Annotated in this window: 11 protein-coding genes and 1 pseudogene; 8 read left to right on the forward strand and 4 right to left on the reverse strand. The window is 49.2% G+C overall.

All coding sequences use genetic code 11. The annotated features are described in order from the left end of the window. Positions 1–9: 9 nt before the first annotated feature. Positions 10–435 carry a 3-hydroxyacyl-ACP dehydratase FabZ gene (fabZ, locus tag BLO51_RS09145; protein WP_090670118.1) on the reverse strand — a complete coding sequence of 142 codons (426 nt, stop codon included), beginning with the start codon at positions 433–435 and terminating at the stop codon, positions 10–12. Between the two features lie 111 nt (positions 436–546). Then, positions 547–1,413, reverse strand: a complete 867-nt coding sequence (locus BLO51_RS09150; RefSeq protein WP_090670122.1) for an SDR family oxidoreductase — start codon at positions 1,411–1,413, stop codon at positions 547–549. A 79-nt stretch (positions 1,414–1,492) separates the two neighbouring features. On the opposite strand from BLO51_RS09150, the gene BLO51_RS31165 reads away from it, so the two are divergent. From BLO51_RS31165 to ltrA, 6 genes and pseudogenes are all read left to right on the forward strand, one after another. Further along, positions 1,493–1,810, forward strand: coding sequence for an HTH domain-containing protein (locus tag BLO51_RS31165; protein ID WP_090670125.1), 318 nt, complete (start codon positions 1,493–1,495; stop codon positions 1,808–1,810). Next, a complete protein-coding gene (locus BLO51_RS09160; protein ID WP_090670128.1) occupies positions 1,797–2,453 on the forward strand; it encodes a helix-turn-helix transcriptional regulator in 657 nt (218 codons plus the stop codon). Before BLO51_RS31165 ends, BLO51_RS09160 begins: the two co-directional genes overlap by 14 nt. Next, on the forward strand, positions 2,341–2,664 hold the full coding sequence (locus BLO51_RS31360) for a type II CBASS E2 protein (RefSeq protein ID WP_483825083.1): 324 nt from the start codon (positions 2,341–2,343) through the stop codon (positions 2,662–2,664). Before BLO51_RS09160 ends, BLO51_RS31360 begins: the two co-directional genes overlap by 113 nt. A 166-nt stretch (positions 2,665–2,830) precedes the next feature. Further along, positions 2,831–3,406 carry an HNH endonuclease gene (locus BLO51_RS29720; RefSeq protein WP_217266706.1) on the forward strand — a complete coding sequence of 192 codons (576 nt, stop codon included), beginning with the start codon at positions 2,831–2,833 and terminating at the stop codon, positions 3,404–3,406. Between the two features lie 11 nt (positions 3,407–3,417). Continuing rightward, a complete protein-coding gene (locus BLO51_RS29725; RefSeq protein WP_245719590.1) occupies positions 3,418–3,972 on the forward strand; it encodes an SAVED domain-containing protein in 555 nt (184 codons plus the stop codon). A 620-nt stretch (positions 3,973–4,592) separates the two neighbouring features. Continuing rightward, positions 4,593–5,335, forward strand: a pseudogene (gene ltrA / locus BLO51_RS09175) (group II intron reverse transcriptase/maturase); the annotation flags it as partial. Here the strand turns inward: ltrA and BLO51_RS09180 are convergent. Then, complete coding sequence (locus BLO51_RS09180; protein WP_090670134.1) at positions 5,328–5,705, reverse strand: GerAB/ArcD/ProY family transporter; 378 nt, start codon at positions 5,703–5,705, stop codon at positions 5,328–5,330. The pseudogene ltrA and the gene BLO51_RS09180 overlap by 8 nt on opposite strands. A 16-nt stretch (positions 5,706–5,721) precedes the next feature. Continuing rightward, positions 5,722–7,317, reverse strand: coding sequence for a spore germination protein (locus BLO51_RS09185; protein ID WP_090670137.1), 1,596 nt, complete (start codon positions 7,315–7,317; stop codon positions 5,722–5,724). A gap of 275 nt (positions 7,318–7,592) precedes the next feature. On the opposite strand from BLO51_RS09185, the gene BLO51_RS09190 reads away from it, so the two are divergent. Together BLO51_RS09190 and BLO51_RS09195 are read left to right on the forward strand one after the other, a co-directional pair. Further along, on the forward strand, positions 7,593–8,252 hold the full coding sequence (locus BLO51_RS09190) for an MBL fold metallo-hydrolase (RefSeq protein WP_245719591.1): 660 nt from the start codon (positions 7,593–7,595) through the stop codon (positions 8,250–8,252). Positions 8,253–8,354: 102 nt separating this feature from the next. Continuing rightward, a complete protein-coding gene (locus tag BLO51_RS09195; protein WP_217266708.1) occupies positions 8,355–15,104 on the forward strand; it encodes an AMP-binding protein in 6,750 nt (2,249 codons plus the stop codon). Positions 15,105–15,110 lie beyond the last annotated feature (6 nt).

Here is a 15,110-nt window from a genome sequence, read left to right on the forward strand (position 1 = left end):
TCTTCAAAATTAGTCTTTTTTGATCGCGAAGGTCAGTTCCGCTTCAGCGGCCAGCTCGCCGTCGACATAAGCAACGGCCTGTCCTTTGCCGATGACGCCTTTGAGTTTCGTGATCGAGACTTCGATGCGCAGTTGGTCGCCCGGAACGACTTGGCGGCGGAAGCGAGCACCGTCAATCCCGGCCAGGAAGGCGATCTTGCCTTTAAAGTCCGGCACGCTCAACATCGCGACGGCTCCAACCTGTGCCATCGCCTCGACGATCAGCACCCCCGGCATCACCGGAAATCCTGGGAAATGCCCTTGGAAAAACGGTTCGTTGATGCTGACATTCTTGATCCCGACCGCCTTTTGACCTTCCTCAACCGATTCAATTCGATCGACAAGCAGGAACGGATAGCGATGCGGCAACGTTTCGAGAATTTGGTTCGCGTTCATGAACGGATGCCCTCCTTTACGATATCTGGTAATGGATATGAGTATTATAGCATTCACAAGAAGAGAAAAGAAGGCATGAGGGAGGACAGGCCCGCGTTCAGGTCTTTAGGCTTAGATCGTCCGAAAGTACCGTCCCCAATGAGGTCTCCGTCCGTCGAGATCCACAAAATCATAGACCTCCGACAGCCCCCACGAACTCAGCGTTTGCCCGGCAAACCGCCCGACATCGGGGTCGCAGATGAGCGCCCGAATCGCGCGCGCCACATAATAAGGCGTTTCCGACGCGATAAAATGCGGGTCTTTCGCCGCCCCTTCCCGCCAGTTCTCCTCCGTGACACCAAAGAGGTCGAGCATCGCTTCCGATCTCAGAAAACCGGGCGTGACCGCAACCGCTGTGATCGGCAGCCCGCGAGATGCAAAATCGGCGGCCATGCCCACGGCCAGATGCACGCCTGCCGTTTTGGCGAGCGAATAGAAGAGGTTGCCCCGATACTGATAATTTTCCCCGTCCGTCACCTCGATCACGATCCCTGCGCCTCGGTTGACCATCAAGGGCACGCCATAGCGGCTCGTCAAGATATGCGACCAGACGGCGCGTTCGAGCAGAAGGCGACCTTTTTCAAGAGAAGCCTCCCAGAACTTCAGCGGCCACTCGGTCAGCATGTCGCCGCCCCACACGTCATTGATCAAAATGTCCAGTCGCCCGTCCTGCTCGGCCTCAATCCGTGCAAACAGCGCCCGCACCTGTTCTTCCTCCGTATGATCGACCTGCACCGCAATCCCGAGGCCGCCGGCCTGGGTGACCATCTCCGCCGTCTCCTCAATCGTTTCCGTACGCCCGAGGTCTGAGCTCTGCCCGCGCACGCTGCGACCCGTGCAATACACAGTCGCCCCCACTTCCCCGAGCGTCACCGCAATCGCCCGCCCTGCGCCACGGGTGGCCCCGGCGACGACTGCGACTTTGCCTTGTAGATCCATCTTGTTCCACCTCCATCTTCTACAGTACAGTAGAAATAAGACATCTAGTGTCCTATTTGAAGGAAGAAGGTGCGTTTTGATGCGTGCAGACCGACTCATTTCGATCATCATGCTCTTGCAGCTCCATAAAAGCATGACTGCCAAAGACCCCGCCGAACGCCTCGAAGTCTCCATCCGCACGATCCAGCGCGACATGGAAGCCCTCTCCACAGCGGGGCCTCCCCGTCGTCGCGGACCGTGGCACCGGGGGAGGCTGGCGACTGCTGGACGACTACAATCCCCGAACGCTGCTAAACGGACTCTCCGAACAAGAACGCCTCCTCCTGCTCCTCCCCCCGCCTCCAAACGTCCTGCGCGACTTGGGATTGGAAAGCGTGGCGCAGATGGCGTCCCATAAACTGCTGAACACCCTGCCCGCCCCTGCGAGGGAAAAGGCTCGTGCGATGCAGCAATGGCTTCACATCGACACCACCGGCTGGCGACACTCCGAATCCCCATCCGCCACCCTGTCCCTTTTTCAAGAAAGCATCTGGTCCTGTCAAAAAGTCACGATCACCTACGCTGCCAAAACCCGCCTGATCTCCCCACTTGGTCTGGTCGTAAAAGGGAAGACGTGGTACCTCGTCGCCCTTAACAGCGAAGGGGAGCCCCGCACGTTCCGACTGGACCGCATCGAAGACGCGCAAACCACTCAAGAGCGCTTCACCCGCCCACCCGATTTTGATCTTGCCGCTTACTGGACCGAATCCACTTCTACATTCCGCGAGCGCCTGCCCCAGTATGTCGTGACGGTGAAAGTGTCGCCCAAAGGACAGGCGCAGATGAGGCTGTGGAGCCACGCGACGGTGCTGGAGCGATCAGAGCCGGACGAGGACGGCTGGGTGACGATGCGAGTGGATTTTGAAGGGGAGGAGAATGCCCGGTTTCATGTGCGGGGGATGGGGGGGAATCGAATTCTCCGGCGAGAGGAATATTTCGGTAAAAGTACAATCACCGAAGCTACAACGTCGTGGGAAAGAAAAGATACCGCACATGTATAATCAAGAGCGGCTCTGTCTTTTTTATCCTAGAGCTGGGGAGTGGAATAACACGAAGTACATCGCTCAGACGATTGTGCCGTGGACGAGTGCTTGGTTGTATTTCTACGAAATGTGGCATGCAACGGGAAAGTGGCTCGGTGGAGGTAGACATCCAAGAATTCCAACCAGGAGAATCACTGTCAAGAAGTTGAAAAAGGCAGAGTTAGGTTAATCCGAAGCAGTTGAATTGTTTGACAAAAGCACAGGGAATTCACTCAGACGAGCCTAACTGAGTGGCGAACACAGGGGGATACGCCTTCACAACAGATTGCGCAAGCAAGAAGGAGAATGCCCTTGTGTTTTTATTTAGGGAATTTTTCAAATGGAGGTGTAATAGCATGTCTGTCTCAAATATTCCTGACAAAGTAAAAGTTCGGTTATGGGGAAAGGCTGCGGGCCGTTGTCAATATGAGGGATGCAACAAGCCGCTGTGGTTAGATCCTCTTACAAAGGTTGAGTTCAACATCTCCTACATCGCACATATCGTAGCAGACAAACCCAATGGTCCTCGTGGAGATAGTGTTCTTTCGGAAAAACTAAAGAACGATATTGAGAACCTAATGCTGGCATGTGATGAACATCACCGACTAATAGATAAAGTGGATGTAGAGGGGCACCCGGTAACCCGTTTGAAAGAGATGAAACGAAAGCACGAACAAAGAATTGAAATGCTCACTTCAATCACAGAAGATTATCAAAGTCATGTGCTTCTATATGGAGCGAATGTCGGCCAGCATCATTCTCCGGTTAGTTGGGACAAGGCAGTGTATGCAATGCATCCGGAGCGATATCCTGCAGAAAAGCCAGCCGTAGAGTTAGGTATTGGCAACAGTCCTTTTAAAGACAACGAGTCTTTTTATTGGGAGATGGAACGTCAGAATCTCAATTTGCCGACAAGATTAAACCGAGATTAGGATCGGGAGATATGAAGCATTTGTCAGTATTCGCCTTAGCGCCTCAGCCACTGTTGATTGAACTGGGGAGATTGCTATCGGACATTCCTGCTGCTGATGTGTATCAGCTTCATCGTGAACCTCCTGATTGGAAGTGGCAAGATCATCCGGATGGGTTTGATTTCATGGTGAAAAAGCCGGAAATAACTTATCCGACTGTGGCACTCAACCTTTCGTTGAGTGCGATTGTTGATAACAGTCGCATCACAAGCGTTTTGGGGGATGATACTTCGATCTGGACAATGACGATCGATACCCCCTACAATGATTTTCTTAAAAGCAAGGAGCAACTGAGTTTGTTCCGTCAGAAGTTCAGGATTCTGATGGACCAAATTAAATCTGTCCACGGCCATGACAACGAGCTGCATCTGTTCTTGGCTGCCCCTGTTGCTATTGCCGTAGAAATTGGTCGCGTATGGATGCCGAAGGCGGATCTTCCTTTAATTGTTTACGATGAGAATCGTCAGAATGGAGGATTCTCCAAGGCGATTGTGATTACTTCGGTGGGGCAATCCCTGACCGCATAGTGTGAAGCGTGTAGAAAAGAACCGTCAGATTCCTGACGGTTCTTTTTTGTAGGTGCGCCCAGCATGGGCGCCATCTCTAGGGTGAAAGTCCCGAACGGGGGCTGGCGAGCGCCTACCGTTAGCCAAGAGCAAGGGTGTCCATCGTGAGGTGGAATCTGAAGGAAGCTGGAGGCAAACGCTTGGCCTAAGGTACACGAACCCAATTTGAGGCTAGGATAGTCGGATGAGCCTGCTTAACAAGGCAAAGTCCAGAGCCGCCAAAGGCTATTCTAGTATACTTGGGTAGGCACATGAGCGGAAAGATGGTGCCCTTACATGGGGAGGCCTGTGTGGAACGCCATCTGAAGATGGTAAGCGGAATCGAAAGGCTCCGTTGAGCGCACAGGAGTCAGCAGAAGCCATAGTACGCAAGTATGGGACGCCGGAAAGCGGAAGGGCGAACGTCAATTCAAGGATGAATCAGAACCTTTCGAGAAGCGATGTGAAGAATGCAGAATTCCGAAAAAAAAAAAAGGAACTACTTTGGGAGAGTAGGGGTGAAGCCCCGAGGGTACCCGAGAGGGCAGAGCATCGACCGGCAAAATCTGAAGCTCATCCTGCGAAAGGAAGAAGTATCGAAGATGGATTTGATGGAACAAATCATATCGCGGCAGAATCTACTGTATGCCCTACATCGGGTGGATCCAACAAAGGGGCGGCAGGTATCGACGGAGTGAGAATAGAGCAACTCCGAGAATATATCAAGGAGCACTGGGGAAAGATTCGCCAGCAATTGCTGGAGGGAACCTACAAACCAACTGGGATCCGGAGGGTCGAAATCCCGAAACCCGATGGCGGAGTGAGATTGCTAGGGATCCCAACCGTGATGGATCGACTCATTCAACAAGCCATCCTCCAAGTGCTAACGCCAATATTCGATCCGGAATTTTCAGAAAGTAGCTACGGATTTCGACCGAAGCGTCGCGGACATGATGCGGTACGACAAGCACAACGATATATCCGACAAGGCTATCGAATGGTGGTAGATATTGACCTTTTGCAATTCTTTGATCGAGTCAATCACGATATCCTATTAAGCAGAATAGCGAGAAAGGTGAAGGATAAGCGAGCATTGAAGCTTATTCGAACTTACCTAAAAGCAGGGATGATGATCGGCGGAGTGTGTATAAGCAGCGAGGAAGGAACGCCACAAGGAGGCCCTTTGAGTCCGTTGTTGGGAAACATTCTGTTGGATGATGTAGATAAGGAATTGGAAAGAAGAGGACTTCGATTCTGTCGCTACGCGGATGACTGTAACATCTATGTGAAAACGAAACGAGCCGGAGAAAGAGTAAAGGCAAGCGTCACAAGATTTTTTAAACAGGGGTTTTATTAAACAGCGCGAGGTATACGAATTCGGAGGAGTCGCGTAATATCATGCCATCTAACGAATACCACAACGCAAAATAAGGAACGATGATGATTTTGCCTAACCACTTTCCCAGTATCTGTTGGCTATATTGGACAAAGGTTTGATCCGGGTATAGGAGGCTTAACTTCACGGCGAGAAAAACAATGCATAGACCGACCACTCCACCGAATGCGGCAGATATCCAAGCATCCTGCTTGACCTCGATAATCGTTGGAGACAACGTAAACAGCATGCCTGAGCCGGTTACAAGACTGAACATCAGCCAAAGAGCTGCAGTCCGGATATTTTCATGTAAGAGCGCTCCTATCCAATAAATAAACATGCCGGTCCTCCAACGTCTACTTGGTTTTCCCGCGTTGCGGGCCGGGTTTTTGACCTTCCGGAATACGTTTTTTGTCCCTTCCTACAAAAAATGTCGGACGCCCAACCATCGCCCATCGCGGCGCTCGTATGAGAATATCCTTTAAATTTCCGGGAATCTGAGGGGAAACCGGAGACATATAGGGTACGCCAAACGAACGAAGATTGACTAAATGAATAAGCAGCGCAATCAATCCGAGGCCAATTCCGTAAAAACCGAGCGTGCCCCCCAAGATCAGGAGGGGAAACCGAAGGACGCGAAAAGCCAGTCCCAAATTATATCGTGGTAGAGCAAATGAGGCGATACCCGTAAAAGCGACAACAATTACAACAGGCGCCGAAACGATGCCGGCACGTACTGCTGATTCTCCAATGACCAGCGCCCCTACCATACTTACCGCTGAACCGACCGGTTTAGGTAAACGAATGCCGGCTTCCCGCAAAGCCTCGAACATCACTTCCATCAAGATCGCTTCGACAACAGCCGGAAAAGGAACACCTTCGCGGGCTGCCGCGATACTTAGCAATAATTCCGTTGGAATTAACTGCGGATGGAACGTCGTAGATGCAACATACAGGGAAGGAAGCAGAAAAGAAGCGCAGAGCAATATGAATCGCAACCATCGAATGGATGTTGTATAGATGAAATGCTCGTAATAATCCTCCGCTGCCTGGATGACCGACCAAAACGTCATGGGAACGATGAGCACAAATGGAGAACCGTCAACAATAATGGCGATCTTGCCTTCCAGCAAGTTCGCGAGCACAACGTCCGGACGTTCCGTGTTTTGCACGGTCGGAAACACGGAAAACGGAGCGTCTTCGATAAATTCTTCAATATATTCCGAATCCAGCACGGCATCGATCTGAATGCGGCTAACCCTCTTTCGAACTTCTTCCAAAATGGAGTCTTGCGCGATACCTTCAATGTAGGCAAGGGCCACATCCGTCCGCGATACTTCGCCAAGGGTTACCGATTCGATTTTTAACCTGGAACTCCGCACCTTTCGGCGCAGCAAACTCGTATTCGTTCGCAGCGATTCCGTAAACCCCTCCCGGGGGCCGCGTACCACGGATTCGGTTTCCGGTTCTGTAATTTGCCGTTTTTCAAAGCCTTGGAGATCGGCGAGTAAAACTTGGTTCTCCCCCGCAGCAAAAATGGCGACGTGACCATTTAAGACCTCTTGTACGGCTTCCCATACAAAGCTTGTCAGTTTGGTTTGCCGAGTAGCGATAGCTTGATTGTGGATGAATTCTTCGAACGATTCCAGTTGATTCAACTCTTGTGGCAATCCTTCGATCAATAGCGGCTTAAGAACGTTTTCTTCAAGCTTGACCGTATCAACCATTCCATCGATATAGATCAATAGTGCTTTCATTTGCCCTTGAAGTTGAATGGGCCGGTATGTAACATCCGAACAATTTCGAAACCGTTCTTTCATGGCTTGCCTATTTTGATCTAAATTTCCTACGAATTGTTGAGTCTGAAGGTCCTGGTTTTCTTGCAGCAGCACTTCTCCTTCAGTCTGTTTTTTATGTGCTGACTTCAATAATCGGTTTAGGATACGGATCATGAGGAAGCCTCCGAATCGGGAGTTTATACAAAATTATTCCCAATTCAGGGGTATTCATGCAAAAGGAATCATGCGAAGCGGCTCGGGCATTCATTGTCGCTTTTTCGCGAAACGGGCGTTGTTATTTCCTCAGAAAAGTGATATGATTATAAAAGTTAATTACTGGAATATAAATTATTTTTAAGTAAATTTATCAATCTATTCTATTAGAGATAAATCCTTCATTCATCCGAGGAGGTTGGTCCGGTGAATCCGACATGAGTCCGACATATTTCATGGAACAGCTCAGAGTCCGTTTTATGAACTTCGTGAATTACATATACTTTGTCGTGGATAAGAAAACAAGAGATATAGCCATTATTGACCCGTCCTGGAACTTATCCGAAGTAGAATCTTGCCTTCAACGATTGAATGGCCAGCTTAAAGCAATATGGCTAACTCACTCCCATTTTGATCACATCAACTTAGTGAACCCCCTTCTGGAGCGATACAACCCGCAAGTCTTCATGTCCAAGGAAGAGATCGATTACTACAACTTCAGATGCCGCAATTTACATCCTATTCAAGGCGACGACTCCATCCAGCTTGGCGAAACAGAAATCATCACTCTATCGACTCCCGGACATACCGCGGGAAGCTGCTGCTATCTTTTGTCGGATCATTTATTTAGCGGAGATACCTTATTCATTGAAGGCTGTGGCTTCTGTGATCCGAATGGAGGCGATCCCGAGAAGCTATATGACAGCCTGCAAAAAATAAAACGGGAGCTTGAAGCTTACGTTAAAATTTACCCTGCTCATGCCTTCGAACAAGCGCCCGGGCTTTCGTTCGGTCACGTTTTGAAGCAAAATATATATTATCAAATTGCGGATAAGGAGCTTTTTGTTACCTTCCGGATGCGCCCGAATCAAACGGGGTTATTTGACTTTAAATAATTTTATTTTGAAAGGGTTTTCAAAGAGGCGTAAATTTGGAAAAAGCGAGGGATGATTGTGAATTTACAAGCAAACCTAAAAGGGAGTCTTACGCTGAAAGACATGTTAGCCGAGTTGCAGGACACCAGGGATCAGGGAGTGACTTTGGTAAACGGCGAGCATGACGACGCTTTTATATCCTACGCGGAGCTGTATGATCAATCGCTGCGTGCCTTGGCTTTTTTGCAAGCAAGAGGGATAAAACCGGGGACGGAGGCGATCTTCCAGCTAGCCGATATCCGGGAATTTGTGACGATGTGCTGGGCCTGCTTCTTGGGAGGTATTGTGCCGGTTGTTGTTAGCGTTGCGGCTAACTATGAGCAGAGAATGCAATTGATGCGAATCTGGAGTCAGCTCGATCATCCAGTCTTATTTACCAATCGCGTCACGGGGAATAAGATCCACGATTTTTTCGAAAAGAATGCCGCCGAAGAAATCGCGCGGGAAATTCGCTTGCAGACGGTTGATGTCGAAGATATCGATCATTCGACCTCAGGTCAGTCTGCGATCTATGACTCGAAGCCGGAAGATACGGTATTGCTCATGTTTTCATCAGGTTCCACGGGCGACCCTAAGGCTGTTATTCTTACGCAAGCCAATTTAATGATTAATATGCGTTCCGTGAACGAAAGATGGAGGTTTGATGCCGATAACGATTGCTTATTGAATTGGATGCCTCTTACCCATGTGGTGGGCCTCCTTCTTCACCATCTCATGGCAGCCTATGCACAGGTGAAGCAGATTCTTATGCCGCCTTCGTTATTCGCTTCCGATCCGCTCTCGGTCTTGAAAAAAGCGGATCAGTATAAGGCCAGCTTTATTTTCTTGCCGAATTTTGCAATGAACGTTCTTAACGAAGCGATGGCGGACAAGCCGTTTGAAGGCGCTCTGGATTTATCAAGCGTCAAGATCATTGTCAATGCCGCCGAACCCATTTCAATCGACGTATGCAATCGATTTCTGGATCATTTCGCAGGGTATAACCTGGCAAGAAATACGATTGTCCCCTTGTTCGGCATGACCGAGTCTACAACGGGCATAACGATCTCCGAAGTCGGACAAGAGATGAAGACCGTATATATCGACCGCCGGCGTATTGAAGTAGGCAGCGAGGTGATTCTGCTGGACCCTGCCGATCCACATGCAACCGGATTTGTGGAATTGGGCACGACGATTTCTTGCTGCACGCTTAGAATAGGGGATGAAAACCATCATCCGCTGGAGGAAGGCAAGGTGGGTTATGTCCAGATTGCCGGAGAATCGCTGACCCAGGGCTACTATAAAAATGAAGAGGCTACGCGCGCGGCCATTTCGCAGGACGGATGGCTGACGACAGGCGACCTCGGTTTCCTGCACAACGGCAGTCTGGTCATAACGGGAAGAGTGAAGGATGTCATTTTTGTAAACGGCCGCAATTATTATCCGTATGATATTGAAAGAATTGCGGAAACGGCGGCAGGCGTGGAAGGAAGAAAAATCCTTGCTTGCGGAGTTAAATATGATGGCAACAAAAAGGAAGGCGTAGGCATTTTTGTTCATTACGAGGACGAGATCAGCGGTTTTATCGATATCATCAAAAATATCAGGAGAACCGTAAGCGAAAAGATGGGATTGGAAGTTTACGATGTTGTGCCGATTAGGACCATCCCAAGAAATGGGCCGGGGAAGATCAACCGGCATAAATTAGGACGAATGTACAACGAAGGCGAGTTTGCAGATGAGCTTCATCAGATCACGCTTGCTTTCATGCGACAGCACATGGAATTGGAAAGACCTGCAAGCGACTTGGAGAGCGATACGGAAAAACGCCTCTTGCGTATATGGCAGGATACGATTCATTCCAAGGCCATCGACGTGACGGCTAATTATTTCGAATACGAGTTTAATTCGCTTCAAATGATGAAGATATCCGGAAAGATTAAGTCTGAATTCAAAGTACATATGGAACTGGGGACCCTCTTTGAATGCCGCACGATCAGGGATTTGGCAAGCGTGATTGATCAACAGACCGGTCTTGAAGAAGAGAACGTCTACCCCAGCGTGCAGGCGGATACGGCGAACAAGCATGAAAAATTTCCGCTTACGGATGTACAGATGGCGTACTTATTGGGACGTAACGAAGGGTATGAATTGGGCGGCATCGCTACACACGCATACATTGAATTGAAGACATCGATGGATATCCCCAGACTGAACCGGGCGCTTCATAAATTGATCCGGAAGCATGCCATGATGCGGGCGGTTTTTGCAGACAACCAGCAGCAAATACTTGAGCAGGTGCCGGAATATGTGATCGAAGTGGAAGACTTGAGTCACAGGAAGGCAGATGAAATTCAGGAAAGGCTGTTGGCCGAGCGGGACAGAATGTCGCATCATGTATTTTCACCGGAGCAATGGCCGCTCTTCGAATTTAAAGCTCTTAAATATAGTCCTGACAGCCATTATTTATGCATTGGCCTTGATATGTTAATTATTGATGCCGCCAGCTTTGAGAATATCGCTAACGACTTGGTACAGTTTTATCACAACGAGGAGCTGGAAGCGAAAGAAAGCGCATTTTCTTTTAGAGATTATGTGTTGGCCTATAGAGAGCTGAAAAAGTCGGAAATGTACGAGAATGACAAGAAGTATTGGCTGGGGAAATTAAGCGACTTTCCTGCTGCCCCCAACTTACCTGCCAAAGCCGATTTATTTGAAATTAAAAAGCCCTGTTTCAAGAGGGTGCAAAGGCTGATTGAACCCGGAAGCTGGGAACGCATTAAAAAAGAAGCGCAAGCTCATCAAGTGACTCCGTCTTCGGTGCTATGTACGATCTTCCTAGAGGTGCTGGCCGTCTGGAGCAATCAGCCTCGATTAGCCATTAGTCTGACGCATGTGAACCGGTTTCCATTCCATGAAGAAGTGGATGCTCTGCTTGGAGATTTTACCTCTGTCATTCCGGTCGATGCCGATTTGCGCCGGGCAGACGGATTCTGGAACCGCGTGAAGACGATTCAGGACACGATTATGGCGGGGCTTGAGCATAGACATTATGACGGTGTCGAATTCATCCGGGAATTGGCTAAGTTCAATCATTACGGCAATAAGGCGGTTCTCCCCGTTGTCTTTACAAGTCTGTTGACCAATGAAATATGGGGCAAATGGAATCAAATTGGCGATATTCATTACATGATTGGCCAAACCTCGCAGGTGTATCTGGATTACCAGGTGTCGCAGATGGACGGGCAGCTGCTCCTGAACTGGGATTATGTCTCCAACGTTCTGGATGACGAAATGGTACAGGATATGTTTCACCAGTATATCGACATGCTCTTGTCCATCGGAAGCCCGGCCGGTATAGATCGCTCCGGACTGACGGCGCTCACGGCCAGAGAACGGCCGATCATCGAGCAATACAACAGGACGGAGGAGGAAATCAAACCGGCCTTGCTGCATCAGCTGTTCGAGAGACAGGTTGAGAAAAGCGCCGATCATATTGCCATTATTGAAGGTACTTATCGAATGACGTACCGGGAGCTGAATGAAAGGGCCAATCGAGTGGCAAGAAAGCTTGTCGAGCTTGGGGTAAAAAGCGAGGATTCGATCGGCGTCTATGCGGAAAGACGAAAAGAATCCATCGTCAACATCATGGGAATTCTTAAAGCGGGCGGCGTTTATGTTCCTATTGATCCTCAATACCCTCGGGCACGAATGGACTATATTTTGGAGCATAGCAACTGCAAGTTCATGCTTGAGCCCGATTTTTATAGCCAGCATGGGCTGGAAAGCTATTCCGGAGAAAATCTGGAAACCGGGGTTTCCTTAGAACAATTGGCTTACGTCATCTATACGTCGGGAAGTACAGGAACACCCAAAGGGGTCATGGTGACTCATCGCGCGGTTGTCAACACCATTCTGGATATCAACCGCAAATTCAAGGTCAACGAACAGGACAGAATTCTGGGAATTTCCTCCTTGTGCTTTGATCTGTCCGTTTACGACATTTTCGGAGCGCTGTTCTCCGGGGCGGCGTTGGTGCAGATTCCGGATCATCGGGATACTCCGCACTTACTTGAGGTCATCCGGCGGGAAAAAGTAACCATATGGAATTCCGTTCCCGCAATTATGGATATGTTGATTCAGCATAAGCAGGACATCTCCTCTGAAGAACAAGAGATCGGCATTCCAACAACTCAGCGTAAAGAAGTAAAATATTTCTGGTCGCCGGTTGTCGTATGGGATGAAGAACATCATATCGACGATGATGTCCAAGTGGACCCGGAGCTGTTGACTCTATTCCCCGGATTTTATTTCTTTATGCAAAAGGGGCGCTTCCCGGAGGAAATCTGCGATCGCTTTACGGACATTCCCAAGGAGAAGCTGACGGCATTTGTACAAGAGTTAATTCAAAGCGGAGTGCTCGTCACCTCGATGAATCGCCCACATGACGTATTCAAGGCTCAGGAGAAGCTGTTTGACAATCCTTATGATGAGGACATCAGGTATAATCCCGAATCGTATGAGAGGTTTAAGAAAGAGCAATTGAATCGAAGGTTTGCCGGAGCGGCAGGCGAAACCGTCTATTTAGAAGCGGGTTATCCGCTTTCGGACGCATGGGAGAACAGGTCGACTCACCGGAGATTTAACGAGAAGGAAATCATCCCATTCGCTTATCTTTCGCAGTTTTTGTCAGTCTTCAAGCAAAGGAAGAGCGGCGGCCAGATCAAATACTATTATCCTTCTGCAGGCGGGTTATACCCGATTGATGTATTTCTCTACGTAAAGAAGAACAGGGTAGAGCATCTTAAGCAGGGGATTTACTACTATAGTCCTGTAGATCATAGTCTTCGCATGGTAAATGAACACTGCACGATCCCGAATGACGCGCACGCTTATATCAATAGGGGAATTTTCAACTCTTCCGCCGTCTCCGTCTACTTGGTCTATAATGCGGAAGCCAATATGCCCCAATATGGGGGCTCCGGTTATTTGTATGCTTGCCTTGATACGGGAATCATGGTGGGCGCCATGGTACATGCTGCAGAAAAGCTGAACCTTGGCACCTGCTCGATCGGGGATATGAATTTTGACAGCATTAAGGATTACTTTAAGCTTGGCCCCAATCAGCTGTTCATCCATGCCGTTGAAATGGGCTTGAAAGAGCATGTCGATGTCAAGCGGCCCGAATATGCGGCGGGAGAGACCGTGCGAGAAACGGCGGCGGCTGTAACGGCAGCAAGCGGGAATCGGCACAAGGAGCGACTGAGCCTGCGTCTGGTGCTGCTCAGCGGCGATTGGATTCCGCTCCGTCTTCCCCAAAACATAAAGCATCACTTTGCCGGTGCTGAGGTGATTAGTTTAGGCGGTGCGACGGAAGCATCCATCTGGTCGATCTATTATCCCATTGCTTATGAAGACCCGAAGTGGAAAAGCATTCCTTACGGGAAACCGCTGGCGAACCAGAAATTTTATGTGCTGGATCAGAAGGGGAACCCGTGCCATCTTGGCGTTACCGGCGAGCTGTACATCGGGGGTGTCGGACTGGCTAAAGGTTATAGGAACGACCCGGAGAAAACCGGCAAAGCCTTTATCACCCATCCCGTGCTTGGAAGCCTGTATCGAACAGGCGACTATGGAAGAATGAAGGAAGACGGGCTGATCGAGTTTCTGGGGAGAATGGATCATCAGGTGAAGATTCGCGGGCATCGAATCGAGCTTGGGGAAATCGAACATGGTCTGTTGAAGCATCCGGTGGTCAAAGGTGCGGCTGTCGTTGATGTTACGGAAACTGACGGGAAAACCTATTTGTGCGCTTATATCGTGTCGGATCAACAAATGATTGCCGGCGAATTAAAGGAGCATATATTAAAAGAGCTGCCCGACTATATGCTGCCGGCCTATTTCATTCAAGTCAGCGCGATCCCTTTGACCTCCAACGGCAAGGTGGATAAAAAATCTCTGCCCAAGCCGGATGTGAGCCAAACTAGTCATCGGGATCATGTGAAGCCGAGAAATGAATTGGAACAACAGCTGTTCGATTTGTGGAAGGCTGTGCTGAACAGGGACGATTTCGGAGTAAATGATAATTTCTTCGAAGCAGGCGGTGATTCCATGCAGCTGTCCCACGTTTATTCCAAGCTCAATGAACTATATCCCAAGCTGCTGAAAGTCACAGATTTGTTTGCTCATACGTCCATATCGGCTGCAACTGAATTTCTGAATAAAAAGCTCGCGCTGAGGAAGAAAGTGGAGATCGGCGCGGTCACATTTCCTCCGGATTATTACGCCGATCCGGGAAATGCGGCAGAAAGCGCGCCTGCGTTCCTGTTTACTTTGGAACCCATGATGACGAAGCGGCTGAAAGGGATAGCGGCAACCCGACATCTGTCTCTGGATGAATTGCTGGCCGCTTTGTATATGTACGTTATTCATCAGGTTACCGGGGAGAACAGGGTAACTATTCAAGCCGTGCTGGATCGTAGAAATACCGCATGTTCCGTGAAAGTGGACTTTAACCGGCTTGCCCGTTTCGATGACTTGCTCCGCAGCCTCCAGGAGAGAAGTCATGGGGATCACTATGATATCCGCGACATTCGTTCTGTGAATATGACGAAGGAGCAGACATCCGTCGTGCCTGCATTTGTAAAGAAAGGTTTGTGCGCGAGTTCAATCGAGCTTCACGGATTTTACGATTTGATATTGGAGATGGAAGAGGACGAGGGTCAGCTCAATTTTACTTGCGAATACAATGGAACGAAGCTGAGAGCCGATAAAGCCAAAGCTTTGATTCAGGATTATGTCAGGACAGTCAGAGCCTATATGGAAAATAACTAACTATAA

The sequence above is a fragment of the Paenibacillus tianmuensis genome, assembly GCF_900100345.1.
GTDB classification, from domain to species: domain Bacteria; phylum Bacillota; class Bacilli; order Paenibacillales; family NBRC-103111; genus Paenibacillus_G; species Paenibacillus_G tianmuensis.

Bases quoted from the DNA above. Each gene is read 5' to 3' on its own strand.
- fabZ (WP_090670118.1), bottom strand. From the start codon at position 435: ATGAACGCGAACCAAATTCTCGAAACGTTGCCGCATCGCTATCCGTTC.
- BLO51_RS09150 (WP_090670122.1), bottom strand. From the start codon at position 1,413: ATGGATCTACAAGGCAAAGTCGCAGTCGTCGCCGGGGCCACCCGTGGC.
- BLO51_RS31165 (WP_090670125.1), top strand. From the start codon at position 1,493: ATGCGTGCAGACCGACTCATTTCGATCATCATGCTCTTGCAGCTCCAT.
- BLO51_RS09160 (WP_090670128.1), top strand. From the start codon at position 1,797: ATGGCGTCCCATAAACTGCTGAACACCCTGCCCGCCCCTGCGAGGGAA.
- BLO51_RS31360 (WP_483825083.1), top strand. From the start codon at position 2,341: ATGTGCGGGGGATGGGGGGGAATCGAATTCTCCGGCGAGAGGAATATT.
- BLO51_RS29720 (WP_217266706.1), top strand. From the start codon at position 2,831: ATGTCTGTCTCAAATATTCCTGACAAAGTAAAAGTTCGGTTATGGGGA.
- BLO51_RS29725 (WP_245719590.1), top strand. From the start codon at position 3,418: ATGAAGCATTTGTCAGTATTCGCCTTAGCGCCTCAGCCACTGTTGATT.
- BLO51_RS09180 (WP_090670134.1), bottom strand. From the start codon at position 5,705: ATGTTTATTTATTGGATAGGAGCGCTCTTACATGAAAATATCCGGACT.
- BLO51_RS09185 (WP_090670137.1), bottom strand. From the start codon at position 7,317: ATGATCCGTATCCTAAACCGATTATTGAAGTCAGCACATAAAAAACAG.
- BLO51_RS09190 (WP_245719591.1), top strand. From the start codon at position 7,593: ATGGAACAGCTCAGAGTCCGTTTTATGAACTTCGTGAATTACATATAC.
- BLO51_RS09195 (WP_217266708.1), top strand. From the start codon at position 8,355: ATGTTAGCCGAGTTGCAGGACACCAGGGATCAGGGAGTGACTTTGGTA.